The sequence below is a fragment of the Brevundimonas naejangsanensis genome, from assembly GCF_000635915.2.
GTDB lineage: Bacteria > Pseudomonadota > Alphaproteobacteria > Caulobacterales > Caulobacteraceae > Brevundimonas > Brevundimonas sanguinis.
This window is the reverse complement of sequence record NZ_CP015614.1, coordinates 2,819,072-2,833,471: the sequence shown is the minus strand read 5'-3', so window position 1 is coordinate 2,833,471 and position 14,400 is coordinate 2,819,072. Positions and strand designations below refer to the sequence as shown.

Annotated in this window: 11 protein-coding genes, 1 tRNA gene and 1 riboswitch; of the genes, 7 read left to right on the top strand and 5 right to left on the bottom strand. The window is 68.0% G+C overall.

Features of this window, described 5'->3' with window-relative positions:
- Positions 1 to 152 precede the first annotated feature (152 nt).
- Positions 153 to 2,423, bottom strand: a complete 2,271-nt coding sequence (locus DA69_RS13555; RefSeq protein WP_025976657.1) for a TonB-dependent receptor domain-containing protein — start codon at positions 2,421 to 2,423, stop codon at positions 153 to 155.
- Positions 2,424 to 2,634: 211 nt separating this feature from the next.
- On the opposite strand from DA69_RS13555, the gene DA69_RS13550 reads away from it, so the two are divergent.
- Positions 2,635 to 5,490, top strand: a complete 2,856-nt coding sequence (locus DA69_RS13550) for a M16 family metallopeptidase (RefSeq protein WP_025976658.1) — start codon at positions 2,635 to 2,637, stop codon at positions 5,488 to 5,490.
- A gap of 56 nt (positions 5,491 to 5,546) precedes the next feature.
- Positions 5,547 to 6,581, top strand: coding sequence for a tetratricopeptide repeat protein (locus DA69_RS13545; protein WP_064108296.1), 1,035 nt, complete (start codon positions 5,547 to 5,549; stop codon positions 6,579 to 6,581).
- Between the two features lie 7 nt (positions 6,582 to 6,588).
- On the opposite strand, the gene DA69_RS13540 is transcribed toward DA69_RS13545, so the two are convergent.
- The 3 genes from DA69_RS13540 to rlmN form a co-directional block, all read right to left on the bottom strand.
- A complete protein-coding gene (locus tag DA69_RS13540; protein WP_025978071.1) occupies positions 6,589 to 7,413 on the bottom strand; it encodes a S1 family peptidase in 825 nt (274 codons plus the stop codon).
- Between the two features lie 10 nt (positions 7,414 to 7,423).
- Positions 7,424 to 7,867, bottom strand: a complete 444-nt coding sequence (locus DA69_RS13535; RefSeq protein ID WP_029972642.1) for a DUF350 domain-containing protein — start codon at positions 7,865 to 7,867, stop codon at positions 7,424 to 7,426.
- 132 nt (positions 7,868 to 7,999) lie between these two features.
- Positions 8,000 to 9,163 (bottom strand): 23S rRNA (adenine(2503)-C(2))-methyltransferase RlmN, encoded by a 1,164-nt coding sequence (gene rlmN, locus DA69_RS13530; RefSeq protein WP_025978069.1) that lies wholly within the window; start codon positions 9,161 to 9,163, stop codon positions 8,000 to 8,002.
- A 104-nt stretch (positions 9,164 to 9,267) separates the two neighbouring features.
- A riboswitch (yybP-ykoY riboswitch) is annotated at positions 9,268 to 9,451 on the top strand.
- Positions 9,452 to 9,457: 6 nt separating this feature from the next.
- On the opposite strand from rlmN, the gene DA69_RS13525 reads away from it, so the two are divergent.
- From DA69_RS13525 to DA69_RS13515, 3 genes are all read left to right on the top strand, one after another.
- On the top strand, positions 9,458 to 10,048 hold the full coding sequence (locus DA69_RS13525; RefSeq protein WP_082891529.1) for a manganese efflux pump MntP family protein: 591 nt from the start codon (positions 9,458 to 9,460) through the stop codon (positions 10,046 to 10,048).
- A gap of 92 nt (positions 10,049 to 10,140) precedes the next feature.
- Positions 10,141 to 10,368 (top strand): hypothetical protein, encoded by a 228-nt coding sequence (locus DA69_RS13520; RefSeq protein WP_025978067.1) that lies wholly within the window; start codon positions 10,141 to 10,143, stop codon positions 10,366 to 10,368.
- A 614-nt stretch (positions 10,369 to 10,982) separates the two neighbouring features.
- Positions 10,983 to 11,192: a cold-shock protein gene (locus DA69_RS13515; protein WP_025978066.1), complete on the top strand. Its 210-nt coding sequence runs from the start codon at positions 10,983 to 10,985 to the stop codon at positions 11,190 to 11,192.
- Between the two features lie 244 nt (positions 11,193 to 11,436).
- On the opposite strand, the gene DA69_RS13510 is transcribed toward DA69_RS13515, so the two are convergent.
- Positions 11,437 to 11,513: transfer RNA gene (locus DA69_RS13510), tRNA-Met, on the bottom strand.
- 194 nt (positions 11,514 to 11,707) lie between these two features.
- On the opposite strand from DA69_RS13510, the gene DA69_RS13505 reads away from it, so the two are divergent.
- A complete protein-coding gene (locus tag DA69_RS13505; RefSeq protein WP_025978065.1) occupies positions 11,708 to 12,940 on the top strand; it encodes a PQQ-dependent sugar dehydrogenase in 1,233 nt (410 codons plus the stop codon).
- A gap of 240 nt (positions 12,941 to 13,180) precedes the next feature.
- Positions 13,181 to 14,386 (top strand): acetyl-CoA C-acetyltransferase, encoded by a 1,206-nt coding sequence (locus tag DA69_RS13500; protein ID WP_025978064.1) that lies wholly within the window; start codon positions 13,181 to 13,183, stop codon positions 14,384 to 14,386.
- Positions 14,387 to 14,400: the final 14 nt, after the last annotated feature.

The following is a 14,400-nucleotide window of genomic DNA, read 5'->3' as shown; positions in this document are numbered from 1 at the left end:
GGCGGATTTGAACTCAATGCGCCCTTATCTGAAGCGACGCCTTGAGCTGTCGCAATGGAGGTGGGTGTGGCCGATCAGACACGCAAGGGCCCAAGCGAGAACGCCCGCCGCCACAGGGGCGACGGGCGTCAGGCTCAGTCCGGCGACAGGCCTTAGCCGCCGGTCGGACCGGTCGAGAAGTCGAACTGCTCGGGCTGGCGGCGCGGCCCGCCGAAGGACCAGCTCAGGCCCAGGTAGAAGGCGCGCAGGTTCAGGTCCTGGTCGAGGCGCTCGCGGAACTGGGGCGTGTCATAGGTGGTGGCGCCGCCGAAGGAGTTTAGCAGGTCGCGAGCCGTGAACTGCAGCGACAGGGTGTCGTTCAGCTTGCGGCGGTAGCCGAAGTTCAGCATGCCGCCGCTCTCGCGCTTGCCTTGCGCCAGCAGCTGATCGCCCTGCCAGAACCCCATCAGTTGGACGAAATCCTTGGGCGTGGCCTGCCAGTTCAGGCTGAGGCGGCCGGTCACCATCTCGCCCTCGCGGTCGCGGCCGCCGGGGATGCCGGCTGCGTCGATCTCCTGACGGAAGGCGTTGACGCTGGCGTTGTAGCGCAAGGTGGGGTGCAGGCGCCCGCTGGCGGTCAGCTCTATCCCCAGATCGCGGCGAGCGCCCAGATTCTCGGGCCGTGTCAGAAGGAGCCCGCCGCCCACGTCGGTCGCCACCTCGGTAAAGGCCTTGGTCGTGTCGCGGAAATAGGCGGTGGCCTGATAGAAGCTCTGACCCCGCCGCATCTGCCACATGGCCTCGAAGCTATCGGTCTCCTGCGGCTCCAGGTCCGGGTTGCCCGAGCGCAGGTTCAGCGGGTCGCCATAGACCACAAACGGATTCAGCTGCGACGGCTGGGGCCGCTGGATGCGCCGCGAATAGCTGCCGCGCAGAGTCTGGGTCTCGGTCAGCTGATACTGCAGGTGGAAGGTCGGATAGGCGCGGAAATAGTCCTGAGACGCGCGCACGGCGTTGGTGACGTCCTCGACCTCGATGTCGGCCTGTTCCAGCCGCAAGCCGAACTGGCCGGACAGCTTCTGACCGAAGGGGCGCTCATAGGTGGCGTAAAGCGCGTGGACCGTCTGCTCGGCCTCGAACCGGTTGCTGAGCGAGGGCACGAGCGCCAGGGCGTTCTCGGCGGGTCCCCGCCGAACCTCATTATCCTGATCCGGCCGGGTGAGGTTCAGCTCATAGCCCGCGCGCAACTTGGCGCCCTCGCCCATCGGCCGGGTGTAGGCGCTGGTGAAGCCGATCGTCTCCTGGGCGTTCAGGCCGCGCTGGGCCTCATACACCGTCGGCTGCATCGGGAGGCGGAAGACGTTGGCGGCCAGGGAGTCGTTCTCCTGATCGTTGCGATCATAGCGCAGCTCGTTCGACCATTCGTGCCCGGACGTATCGAACTGATGCAGAACCCGTCCGGTGACGCCCCAGCCCTTCATGGCGAAGCCGCCCGAGCCGTCGCGGCTATAGGCGCGCGTCAGGGCGCCCGAGGCGTCGCGCGTCTCAAACAGGCCGCGCACATCGCTGTCGATGTCGAAGCGATTGGCGCGCGCCTCGCCGGTCAGCATGGTTTTTTCCGTCAGCCGGTATTCGGCGGCGACGCGGCCGAAGACGCCGTCCTGGGTCGATTCAATATTTTGGGCGGTGGTCGTCGTGCTGACCACCGCGCCGGACGGGTTAAGCTGTTCGCGCAGGCGGTCGAAGTACAGGCTCTGCTCGTCGTGACGATAGCTGAGATCGCCAGTCAGGGTCAGCTTGCCCTGCTGGCGCGAGCCGCTGGCCCCGACGTTCCAGCGTCCATGATCGCCCACATTGGCGCGCAGCGAGCCGGTGGTGACAGCGGCGCCCGGCGTCCCAGCGGCGGCGGCGGCGGCGACCGCCGCCGGAACCGGCTTGGTGATCAGATTGATGACCCCGCCCGAGCCCTCGGGGCTGTAGGCGGCGGACGGATTGGTCATCACCTCGATCCGGGCGTAGCGATCGGCCGGCAGTTGCAGCACCGCATCGGCGCGGTTCGGTCCCGACAGGATGGCCGAGGGGCGGCCGTCCACCAGCAGGGTGACATTGCTATCGCCGCGCAGGGAGACGTTGCCCTGAGGATCGACATCGACCGAGGGCACATTGCGCAGGGCCTCGGCCAAGGTGCCGGTCGCCGCCTGAAGATCGTCGGCCAGACTATAGCTGATGGAGTCGATCGAAGTCCGCACGTCATTGGCGCGGGCGCTGACGACGACGTCGCCCACGGCGGCGGGCTGATCGTCCTTGTCCGCCTTCTGCGGCGCAGTCTGAACGGGACGGCTTTGGGACGGCTGCGTTCGAGGCGACGGCGTCTGCGCCAGAACCCCGGCAGCGGGCAAGGCCAGAACCACCCCCAGAAGGGGCGCGAACTTGTATTTTGTCATGATGGGCGTCCTCGCACGGACGTCCCTCAACGTCCTGTTTCGCCGATATCAGCGTCCCGACGCATAACCGAGTTACATCTTTTTCATCCCCGAGGCGGGTCTGTGGCCAAGCCTGATTTCATTACAGCTCCGTAAGGTGCGCGGCGGCGCTTCGTCCTGTTAGGTTTTCAGCGCCCGTTTCTTCGAGCGCGGGCTTTGGAAAGCCGCCCTCATGAAGAATCGTCTGATCCTGACCGCCTGCGCCTCGGCGCTGCTGCTCGGCCTGCCGGCCGCCGCCCCCGGCTGGGCCAAGGCGCCGCCCGCCGCCGGAACGACCGCTCAGGGCGGCGTCCAGGTGCCGCCGCTGGGCTTCCACAAGCGGGTGCTGGCCAACGGCATGGAGGTCTATACGGCGCGCGACGCCTCGACCTCGAACGTCACGGTCCAGGTCTGGTATCGCGTGGGATCGAAGGACGATCCGGCGGGCCGCTCGGGCTTCGCCCACCTGTTCGAACATCTGCTGTTCAAGGCGACGAAGAACATGCCCTCCGAGACGTTCGACCGTCTGACCGAGGACGTGGGCGGCATGAACAACGCCTTCACCGCCGACGACGTGACCGCCTATTACGAGGTCGTCCCGGCCAACCACCTGCAGCGCATCCTGTTCGCCGAGGCGGACCGCATGGGCTCTCTGGTCGTCGATCAGAAGACCTTTGAATCCGAGCGCGACGTGGTGAAGGAAGAATACCGCCAGCGGATTCTGGCCAGCCCCTACGGCCGCCTGTTCGGCCTGTTCGCGCCCGAGACCATCTATCAGGACCACCCGTATCGCCGTCCGGGCATCGGCTCGATCGAGGAGCTGGACGCCTCGACGCTGGACGACGTGCTGCGCTTCCACGCCACCTACTACCGGCCGGACAACGCCATGCTGATCGTGGCGGGCAATTTCGATCAGGCGCAGTTGGACGGCTGGGTCGATGAGTATTTCGCCCCGTTGAAGCGTCCGGCGACGCCCATGCCCGCCAATGACGTGAAGGAGCCCGAGCCCGCCGGCCCGCGCACCGCCACCTTCTATGCGCCGAACGTGCCCCTGCCCGCCGTGGCCCTGGCCTGGAACACCGTGGCCTATAAGGACGCCGACCGCCCGGCTCTGACGGTGCTGGACGGCATCCTGTCGACCGGCGATAGCAGCCGTCTGTACCGCTCGCTGGTCTATGACAAGCAGATCGCCGCCCAGGCGGGCTCCAACCCCGACTTCGCCCAGCAGGCGGGCAATCTGGCCGCCTACGCCATCATGGCCGACGGCCAGACGGTCGAGACCGGCCAGGCGGCGCTCGAAGCCGAAATCGCGCGTCTGCGCGACGAGCCCGTCACCGCCGCCGAACTGGCCGAGGCCAAGAACGAGCTGGTCGCCAACGCCCTGCGCGGGCGTGAGAGCATCGACGACCGCGCCACCACCTTGGGCATGGCGCTGATCATGACCGGCGACGCGACGGCCGCCGACCGCGAGATCGCCGAGATCCAGGCCGTCACCGCCGCCGACGTGCAGCGTGTGGCCCGCCGCTATCTGACGCCGCAGCGCCAGATCACCATCAACTACCTGCCCGCCAGCGACGCCAACGCGCCCAGCGAGCAGAAGAAGAACGTCGACGCCCCCGTGACGGTCGCCGCCCTGGCCCCGGCCGGTCCGGTCGCCGTCCTGCTGCCCGAAGCCGAGCGCGCCCGCCTGCCCGAGCCGGGGCCTGAGGTGTCGCCCGCCACGCCCGCCATCGCCGACTTCCGTCTGGACAACGGCCTGCGCGTGCTGGTCGCCCCGACCAAAGGCCTGCCGCTGGTTTCGGCGCGCCTGAACTTCAACGCGGGCTCGGCCCATGACCCGGCTGACAAGGCCGGCGTCGCCTCCATGACCGCCAACCTGCTGACCCAAGGGACAACGACCAAGTCGGCGCCGGAAATCGCCACCGCCATCGAACAGCTGGGCGCCAACATCGGCGCGGGGGCGAGCGCCGACTTCACCAATGTCTACGCCAATGCGCCAAAGGACGTGTTCGGCCGGACCCTGACCCTGATGGCCGATCTGGTGCGCAACCCGGCCTTCGCGCAGGAAGAGCTGGAGCGTCAGCAGTCCCAGACCCTGGACGGGCTGCGCGTGGCGTTGAGCCAGCCCGGCTCCATCGCCTCCCAGTCGGTCGGCAGGGTGATGTACGGCGCCGCCCCCTACGGCGCGCCGGGCTCGGGCACGGTGACCAGCATCCCCGCCCTAACGCGCGACGACGTCGCCGCCTTCCACGCCGAGCGGTTCGGGCCCTCGCAGGCGACCCTCGTCTTCTCGGGCGACGTGACCCCGGCCGAAGCGCGCGCCTTGGCCGCCGAAGCCTTCGGCGACTGGCGTGACGCCGGCCCGGCCCCGGCCGCCATCGACAAGGCGGGTCAGGCGCCGGCCCCGCGCGTTGTCGTCATCGACCAGCCTGGCGCCGGCCAGGCCGCCGTGGTCGCCGCCATCCGCGGGATCAGCCGCACCGACGCCGACTACTTCCCGCTGACGCTGGGCAACACCCTGCTGGGCGGCGGCTTCTCGTCACGTCTGAACCAGGAAATCCGCATCAAGCGCGGCCTGTCCTACGGCGCCCGCTCGTCGGTCGGCGCCCAACAGCAGACCGGCGTCTTCTCGGCCTCGACCCAGACCAAGAACGAGACGGCGACCGAGGTGGCCGACCTGATCCTTGAAGAGATCGGCAAACTGGGGACCACGGCGGCGACCGAGACCGAACTGGCCCCCCGCCGCGCCACCCTGATCGGCGGCTTCGGCCGTTCGCTGGAGACGGTGGACGGCCTGGGGGGCCTGGTCGCCAACCTGGCCCTGTACGACCTGCCGATGAGCGATCTGGCCGACTACGCCGGGCGCGTTCGCGCCGTCACCGCCGAACAGGTCGAAAGCGCCTTCGCTGAACACCTGCCGACGGACCGGGCCAGCCTGGTGATCGTCGGCGACGCGTCCAAGTTCATCGACGGCCTGCGAGCGAAATACCCCAATGTCGAGGTCATCCCGCTGACCGAACTGAACCTGGACAGCGCCACGCTGAAGTAGGCCGACTTGCCACGGGCTCCGATTTCCGGCCTAGCTGGAAATCGGAGAACCGCATTATGCTGAAGACCGGATACGTCGCCCTGCTGGCGGTCGGCACGATCTGGCTGACCTGTTCGCCCGTACAGGCGCACTCGTCGGCGCTGGACCCTCTGAGCGACGCCCTGGAGTTGCTCCGGACCGATCCCTCTGCAGCCGTGGCCGCACTGGAGCCTCTGGTCGCCGCCGGCGATCCTGAGGCGGCGGCTTCACTGGCTTCCGCGCTGGAATTTACCGGAGGCGACCCCGAACGGTCAGAACGCCTCTGGGCGCAGGCTCTGCGGGACGGGTCGCAGAACGCCCGCCTGAACATCGGCCTGCGACGATTGATGAACGATGATCCTGCCGACGATGCGGAAGCCATCGGCTGGCTCGAAGGTCTGGACGCGAAGTATCGGCCGGCCGCCGCCTATCCGCTGGGGCGGGCCTATCTCTTCGGCGCGGGAGTCCAGCAGGATCTGAAAAAGGGAACCCGGCTGATACAGACGGCCGTCAGGGCGGACCCCGGCAATGTCGACGCGCAGTTCCTGCTGGGACGCGCCTATCAGGACGGCTGGGGCGTGCCGGTCGACGTCGCCGCCGCTCCCACACACCTGAGCCTTGCTGCGGACAGCGGCGATCCGCGCGCCCAATGGAATCTCGGTATGCTGCTGCTGGACGGCGGGGCGCCTTCCGAGCTCGCGACGGCCTACCGTTACGTTCGTCAGGCGGCGGAACAGAATTTCGAAAGCGGCATGATTTCATTGGCGGTCATGCTGGCCGTGGGACAGGGCGTGGCGCCCGACCCCGCCGAGGCCCGCCTCTGGTATGCGCGCGCGGCCGAAAACGGCTCGGCCCACGCCCTGCGTGCTTTGGGCATGATGATACTGGTCGGCGAGGGCGGCGCCAGCGACCCGGTCAAGGGCGCGGCCTATGTCGGGCTAGCCGCAGAAGGCGGCGACGCCAATGCCGCGATCCTTCTGAGGCAGTTCGCCAAGCCCCTGTCTCAACTTCCCCGCGCCGACATCGACGCCGCCAAGGCGAAATGGGTCAAGGATCACGGCGCGCCGCGCTAGGCTCCATTCACGTCGTCAGACACACCACCTGGGCGACGCGCAAGTCCTGGCGCAGGCGGTCGGAGACGGCGCCGTAGTTCTGGGTCGTCACCGCCTGGCCCAGGGCCGCCTCGTCGGCGCGCTGCTGGGCGCCGACCGCCGGCACGAAGGTGTCGGGCGCCGTGGTGTAGATGCGGCCGCGACGGGGCGACTCGGCGATGGTCACGCCCAGCACCCGGCCGCGTCGGTCCAGCACCGGCGCGCCCGACAGGCCCGACAGCGTGCCTTTCAGGCCGCGCGTGCGCCCGGCCTCGGCCCAGGCCAGCACCGGCTCGTCATAGGAGCGGTGGCCACGAATTTTGAGCGTTTCGCGACCGATCAGGCGCGAGGCGACCTCGCCCGGCCGGCCCTGCGGGAAGCCGGGGTGGAAGGCGCGCTGGCCCTTGTAGAGCGGCGCCTCGGGCGCGATCGGCAGGGCGGGCGGCCCGCCGTCGGTCAGCAACAGGGCCACGTCCGCCCGCGCCGCCAGCCGCACGTCAGCCGCCAGAGCCCGGGTCTTGTCGATCACCAAAGCGGGCTTGCGGCAGCCCTCGACCACATGGCGGGCGGTGATCCAGCGACCGTCCCCGGCGATGGAGAAGGCCGTGCCCGACACAGGCTCATGCTCGTCGGACGTATCCACGGTGACGGAAGGGTCGAAGGGAGTGATCGGCCCCAGCAAGGGACCGGACGCCTCATCCTCATGCTGATCGTGAGGGGCGTCCGCGCGCTCGCCCCGGCTCAGCGAAGCGATCAGGATCACCCCGATGACGGCGGCGTAGATGGTCCAGTCCGGAAGGTGGGGAAAGCGCAATGCCGTCCCCTCAGCCCGTCAGGGCGGCCGCCAGGATCAGGGCGGTCGACAGCTTGGCCCCGGCCAGGACCACGGCGGCGGACACCTCGCCCTTCTCGATCCGTTGCGGCAGGCCGTGCAGCAGGAAGTCGACGACGCGGAAGGCCAGCAGTTGCAGCACCACCGTCGCCACGCCCCAAATGGCGATGTCGCGGATCGAGGTCGACACCGACAGGGACACAGCCAGCGGAATAGCCAGACCGACCAGCACCCCGGCGAAGGCCACGGCGGCCGCTGGATTGCCTTGGCGGATCAGGGCGATCTCGCGCCACGGCGTCAGCAGGGCGTAGACCGCAGCCCCTGCGGCCAAGAGTCCGAAGGTCACCGCCAGATGCAGCATCAGGATCGGAAAGCCCGTCGCAAAAGCCTGGAGTTCAGGCGTCGACAGCACGCCCGGCAACGACGAGGTCTCCATGACGACGAACCCTAGCCTCCCGATCTGAAGGGGAACGAAACCAAAACATTCTTGCCCGAAAGCTTGAGCCTTCCGCTAGGGCGCCCGCGCCACACTCGGCGGACAAAGCGTCCAACCGGACGGTCAGCGGCCTCAGGCGGCGTCGACCGCTTCGCGCTCCGCCTTCAGACGCGCCGAGGCCCGCAGCTTCTCGCTCTCTGACTTCAGCTGGCCGCAGGCGGCCAGGATGTCGCGCCCGCGCGGGGTGCGGATGGGCGAGGCGTAGCCGGCCTTGTTCAGGATGGCGGCGAAGGTCTCGATCGTCTTCCAGTCCGAGCACTGATAGTCGGTGCCGGGCCAGGGGTTGAACGGGATCAGGTTCACCTTGGACGGGATGCCCTCGATCAGCTTGATCAGGGCGCGCGCCTCGGCGGGGCTGTCGTTGACGCCCTTCAGCATGACGTATTCGAACGTCACCCGGCGCGCGTTGGACAGGCCGGGATAGGCGCGGATGGCGGCCATCAGCTGATCCAGCGGATACTTCTTGTTCAGCGGCACCAGCTGGTCGCGCAAGGGATCGTTGGTGGCGTGCAGGCTGATGGCCAGCATGGCCGCCGTGCGCTCGCCCAGGGCGTTCAGCTGCGGCACGACGCCCGAGGTCGACACCGTGATCCGCCGCCGCGACAGGGCGATGCCCTCATTGTCCGAGATGATGTCGATGGCGTTGGCCACGTGGTCCAGATTGTAGAGCGGCTCGCCCATGCCCATGAAGACGATGTTCGACAGGCGACGGTCTTCCTTGGGCGAGGGCCACTCGTCCAGGTCGTCGCGGGCCACCTGGACCTGGGCCACGATCTCGGCCGTGGTCAGGTTGCGGACCAGCTTCTGCGTGCCGGTGTGGCAGAAGGTGCAGTTCAGGGTGCAGCCGACCTGGGACGAGACGCACAGGGCGCCAGCCCGGCCCACGTCCGGGATGTAGACGGTCTCGACCTCGATCCCGGGCGCCATGCGGATCAGCCACTTGCGCGTGCCGTCCTTGGACACCTGGCGCTCGACGATCTCGGGGCGGGCCAGGGTGAAGGCCTCGGCCAGCGCCGCGCGGGTGTCCTTGGCCACATCGCTCATCAGGGCGAAGTCGGTCACGCCGTAGTGGTGGATCCAGCGCCACACTTGCGAAGCGCGCATCCGGGCCTTCTCCGGCGGGCAGATCCCGGCGTCGATCAGAGCCTGGCGCAGTTCGTCGCGCGTCAAACCGCTGAGGTTGACGGGCGTCGTGGCTGAAGCGCTGGCGCGCGAAAGGTCGAGCGTGATGCTCAAGGGCGGAAGTCCTGCGGCGAAGAGTTGAGGCGGCGGCGTCTAGCACAGATGGGGCGTCTTGTCGCCTTTGGCCATGGCCGGCTTGATAGACGCCGAACGAGGCGCTAGAGGGGCGGCCGTTGGGGAGTAGCTTCCGGCATATCCCAGTCGGGATCGCGTCAACATACTTGCCTTAAGGGCATGGCGCGATCAGCGGATTTTGTTCCGCCTAGCGAGACCAGCATGCTGCACACGTGGGGCCGGCCCGCGCGTGGAGCGTGCTGTCGTACGCCCGGCCGAGTTCCCGTCTTGATCATGATGTCCCCGTTCGCCGTTGCGGTGCTGTCCCTCAGCATGTCCGCCGACGCCTTCGCCGCCGCCATCGGCCGAGGCGCCCAACATCGCCCCACCGTTCCGCAGGCCCTGCGGTCCGGCCTGGTGTTCGGCGTCGTCGAGGCGATCACGCCCCTGGTCGGCTTCGCCCTGGGCGTGGCGGCCGCAGGCTTCGTCGAGGCGGTCGACCACTGGATCGCCTTCGGCCTGCTGGGCGCGGTCGGCGCCCGGATGATCTGGGAGGCGCTGAAGCGCGACGAGGATGCGGCCGAGGCGACGGCTCCCGTCGGCAAGGCGGCGTCGCGCGGCCTGCTGGCCCTGATCGCGACCGCCGTGGGCACCTCGATCGACGCGGGCGCCGTAGGCGTGGGCCTGGCCCTGCTGGAAGCCAATATCTGGCTGATCGCCTTGTGCATCGGCTTCACCACCTTCGTCATGGCGAGCCTCGGCCTGTTGATCGGCAAGGCGGCGGGAACGCGCCTGGGCAGGGTCGCCGAACTGCTCGGGGGCCTGGCCCTGATCGCTCTAGGCAGCAAGATTCTTCTGGAACATCTCGGCCTTCTGGCTGGTTAAATCCGTCACGAACCGGCTTTGCGCTTGCCCCCCGCAGGCGTTTGCGGAACCCTCGGCCCTGACGCCCTAAGGCTGCATCCAAGGAGACCCCCATGCGTCCGCCCCTATTGCTCATCGCCGTCCTCGCGGCGCCTCTAGCCCTGGCCGGATGCGCCACCGGCCGAGGCTTGCCGACCTATCAGGAAGAAATGACCAAGCTCGACGCCGAATGCGTGGCGCGCGGCGGCATCCTGACCCCAAGCGGCATGCAGACGGGCCGCCCCCAGACCGACTATCTGTGCAAGATCACGGGCGGCGCATCGCGGCTTCGGCAGGACTGAGGCGCAAACCTCGAAGCCCCGCGCGCAGCCCACGTCGGACCAGCCGCAATCCGATAGCCGGAAGCGAGAAGCCCGCTGTCGGACGTCGCGAAAAGCTGAAAAGAGCGCACAGGGAAGGGTGACGGGGCCGGCCCCGCCTCTGCGGATACCGCGCCGTTCGACGGGCTTTACGCAGCCTAGAGCAATCGCCACGCGCTTGCCGCGACTATCGCGCGCCGCTTCCATCGCAAGATCGTGGACAGAGTCTGAGCGCCCGCCGCCTGAACTTCCGCCCAGGCCTGGCTGACGGGCATAAGAAAACCCGTCTGCCGCATTGGGACTCAGACGGGCCTAATGAGCCGAAGCTCGTTATCCAAGTGGGAGACGCTCACCGAAACCGCAAGGGGCTCAAGATAAGAAGTTTCCGAAATCATGGAAATAAAAGGACATTCGAACGGATGATAAAATAATCAATACTGATGCTTGCATATGCTGGCGCGCTCGTTCACCCTGCGGATGTCGATATCTCTGCGTAACGCCCTATTTCTTTGCGACGCATCGAGATTTTTCGTTTCCTTAGACCCGACAGCCCTCAGGACCTTTCCTCTGGGCAACCTTTTTCGGAGGTCATGGAAATGGCTACTGGTATTGTTAAATGGTTCAACCCCACCAAGGGTTTCGGTTTCATCGCGCCTGACGCTGGCGGCGGCGACGTCTTTGTTCACATTTCCGCCGTTGAGCGGGCCGGCCTCACCGGGCTGAACGAAGGCCAAGCGCTGTCGTATGAGCTGGAGCACGACCAGCGCTCCGGCAAGGCTTCGGCGGGCCAACTCCAGGCCGCATAAGCGAACGCACCGGTTCACCGGCGCATCGAGGCCCGCCCCCCTATGGAGGCGGGCCTTGTCAATTCTGCAAACCGCGGCGCTCGACCAGACCAGGCACGACGGACCTCGAAGCGATGCGGCGTCCCGCCGCAAGAGCCGGGTCGACCTCTCTGAAAAAGTCGCTCGCCGATCCCCGAATGCTCAATGGCGGCCCTGCGCCCTGGCTTGGAGCGCCCGCCTAAGTCCTTGATGTCAAGAAAATCCGTGGTGGTTGGAGGCGGGATCGAACCGCCGACCTGTGGGTTATGAATCCACCGCTCTAACCATCTGAGCTACCCAACCCCATACGGAGCCTCTCGCCGGATCGAAACGACCCCGGGCGCGAGAGGGGTGCGTATATCGCCGCCTTCCGTTCGGTTCAAGCCGGTTCAGTGCGGATTTCGTGCAGGACCATCGGTCGCGGCGTCTTTCGGCTCGCGTAATGCGCTGCAAGCCTGCATCTTCGCTATCCAAAGCCACGCTGTTCAGGAGCCGCCATGCGCCCCGCCCTCTTCGCCGTTTCCGCCGCTGTCCTCGCTCTCGCCGCCTGCGGGGCCAATGGGCAGGATGAGCCGCAGACGTCCGCCGCGACCGGCGCTCCGGTCGAGACGCGCCCGCCCAACAACCCGGATCAGAAGCCCGCGCACGAAGGCCAGACCCGCGCCCCGTCAGTCAGCACCACGGCGGCCATGCAGCACGCGGTCGTCGCCGAGGGACTGGAGCACCCCTGGGGTCTGGCCCTGCTGCCGGACGGCCAGTGGCTGGTGACCGAACGGCCCGGCCGCATGCGCGTCGTCAGCGCCCAAGGCCAGATCGGCGCCCCGATCAGCGGCCTGCCCGCCGTGGCGGCGCGCGGCCAGGGCGGCCTGCTGGACGTCATCCTGAGCCCGACCTTCGCTCAGGACCGGATGATCTACTGGTCCTACGCCCAGCCGCGGAACGGCGGCAACGGCACGGCCGTGGCGCGCGGCCGCCTGTCAGACGACCTAAGCCGCGTCGAGAACGTGCAGGTCGTCTTCCAGGTCAAGGACACCTATGACGGGGACAAACACTTCGGCTCCTCCCTGGTCTTCGGCCCGGACGGCAAGCTGTACATCACCATCGGCGAGCGCTCGGACAAGCCGATGCGGCCGACGGCCCAGAGCCTGGCCTCGCACCACGGCAAGGTCATCCGCATCAACGCCGACGGCTCGGTCCCGTCCGACAACCCCTTCGTGGGCCGCGACGACGCCCTGCCCGAGATCTGGTCCTACGGCCACCGCAACCCGCAGGGCATCGCCGTCCAGCCGGAGACCGGCGCGGTCTGGAGCATCGAGCACGGCACGCGCGGCGGCGACGAGCTGAACCTGGAGAAGGCCGGCGCCAATTTCGGCTGGCCCGGCGCGGCCTACGGCATCGAGTATAGCGGCGACGCCATCCCTGGCGCGACGACCACGAAAGACGGCACCGTCCAGCCCGTCTACTACTGGGACCCGGTGATCGCGCCAGGCGGCATGGTCTTCTACGACGGCGCCATGTTCCCTGACTGGAAGGGCAACGCCCTGATCGGCGGCCTTGGGGGCAAGCATCTGGTCCGTCTGGTGCTACAGGACGGCCGCGTGGTCGGCGAGGAGCGCCTGCTGACCGGTCTCGGCGAACGCATCCGCGACGTGGCCGTCGGGCCCGACGGCGCGGTCTGGGTCGTCACCGACGAGGAGAACGGCAAGCTGGTGCGGCTGGCGCGCCGCTGAGGCTGAGAAGACAGGGCGGGCCGCGCACGACGGCCCGCCCTTTTCACATCCGGCGACCTCACGCGCCTTGTTACTTGACGTTGACGTAAACGTCGGCTTTCTAACGGATCGAGTTTCCACGCCACACGCGACGATCGGATTTTTCCGTCCGTCGCGCAGGCCCCAAGACGCCTAACCCGTCCCTCAAGCAGCTCGCCGCCGCGCGGCGAGCGCTAGGGACTCAACAAAGAGAGACGCTCCATGGCCGACGCCTATATCTACGACGCCGTGCGCACCCCGCGCGGCAAGGGCAAGAAGGACGGCAGCCTGCACGAGATCACTGCGCTGAGCCTGGCCAGCCAGGTGCTGGAGGCGCTGCGCGACCGCAACGGCCTGGACACCGCCAAGGTCGATGACGTGATCCTCGGCTGCGTCTCGCCTGTGGGCGAACAGGGCGCCGACATCGCGCGCACCGCCGTTCTGGCCGCCGGCTGGGACCAGGAGACGGCGGGCTTCCAGATCAACCGCTTCTGCGCCTCGGGCCTGGAGGCCGTGAACGTGGCCGCCGCCAAGGTGAAGTCGGGCGAAGCGGGCATGGCCGTCGGCGGCGGCGTGGAAGCCATGAGCCGGGTGCCGATGGGTTCGGACGGCGGCGCCTGGCCGACCGACCCCTCGTCGGCCTTCCCGACCTATTTCGTGCCGCAGGGCGTCTCGGCCGACATGATCGCCACCAAATACGGCTTCAGCCGCGACGACGTGGACGCCTATTCGGTCGAAAGCCACAAGCGCGCCGCCCGGTCCTGGGCCGAGCGCCGCTTCGACAAGTCGGTGATCGCGGTCAAGAACCAGCTCGGCCTGACCCAGCTGGACCGCGACGAGACCATCCGTCCGAACACGGACATGCAGACCCTGGGCGGGCTCAATCCCTCCTTCGTCATGATGGGCGGCATGGGTTTCGACGCGGTGATCGGCCAGCGCTATCCCGAGGTCGCCAGCGTCAACCACGTCCACACGCCCGGCAACTCGTCCGGCATCGTCGACGGCGCGGCGGGCGTGCTGATCGGCACCAAGGAGATGGGCGAGGCGCTGGGCCTGAAGCCGCGCGCGAAAATCCTGGGCGGCGCCTCCATCGGCTCGGAGCCGTCGATCATGCTGACCGGCCCCGAGCCCGTCACCCGCAAGCTGCTGGGCAAGCTGGGCATGCAGCCGGGCGACATCGACCTGTACGAATTGAACGAGGCCTTCGCGGCCGTGGTGCTGCGCTACATGCAGGCGCTCGACATCCCGCATGACAAGATCAACGTCTGCGGCGGCGCCATCGCCATGGGCCACCCGCTGGGCGCCACCGGCGCCATGATCCTGGGCACGGTGCTGGACGAGCTGGAACGCTCGGACAAGTCGACGGCCCTGGCCACCCTGTGCATCGGCGGCGGCATGGGCACCGCCACCGTCATCGAACGCGTCTGATCCGGGAGCTTATG

What these genes read in the sequence shown, in the direction of transcription:
- DA69_RS13500 (WP_025978064.1), top strand. Translation starts at nt 13,181, where the DNA reads ATGGCCGACGCCTATATCTACGACGCCGTGCGCACCCCGCGCGGCAAG.
- DA69_RS13515 (WP_025978066.1), top strand. Translation starts at nt 10,983, where the DNA reads ATGGCTACTGGTATTGTTAAATGGTTCAACCCCACCAAGGGTTTCGGT.
- DA69_RS13520 (WP_025978067.1), top strand. Translation starts at nt 10,141, where the DNA reads ATGCGTCCGCCCCTATTGCTCATCGCCGTCCTCGCGGCGCCTCTAGCC.
- DA69_RS13550 (WP_025976658.1), top strand. Translation starts at nt 2,635, where the DNA reads ATGAAGAATCGTCTGATCCTGACCGCCTGCGCCTCGGCGCTGCTGCTC.
- DA69_RS13535 (WP_029972642.1), bottom strand. Translation starts at nt 7,867, where the DNA reads ATGGAGACCTCGTCGTTGCCGGGCGTGCTGTCGACGCCTGAACTCCAG.
- DA69_RS13525 (WP_082891529.1), top strand. Translation starts at nt 9,458, where the DNA reads ATGATGTCCCCGTTCGCCGTTGCGGTGCTGTCCCTCAGCATGTCCGCC.
- DA69_RS13555 (WP_025976657.1), bottom strand. Translation starts at nt 2,423, where the DNA reads ATGACAAAATACAAGTTCGCGCCCCTTCTGGGGGTGGTTCTGGCCTTG.
- DA69_RS13545 (WP_064108296.1), top strand. Translation starts at nt 5,547, where the DNA reads ATGCTGAAGACCGGATACGTCGCCCTGCTGGCGGTCGGCACGATCTGG.
- DA69_RS13505 (WP_025978065.1), top strand. Translation starts at nt 11,708, where the DNA reads ATGCGCCCCGCCCTCTTCGCCGTTTCCGCCGCTGTCCTCGCTCTCGCC.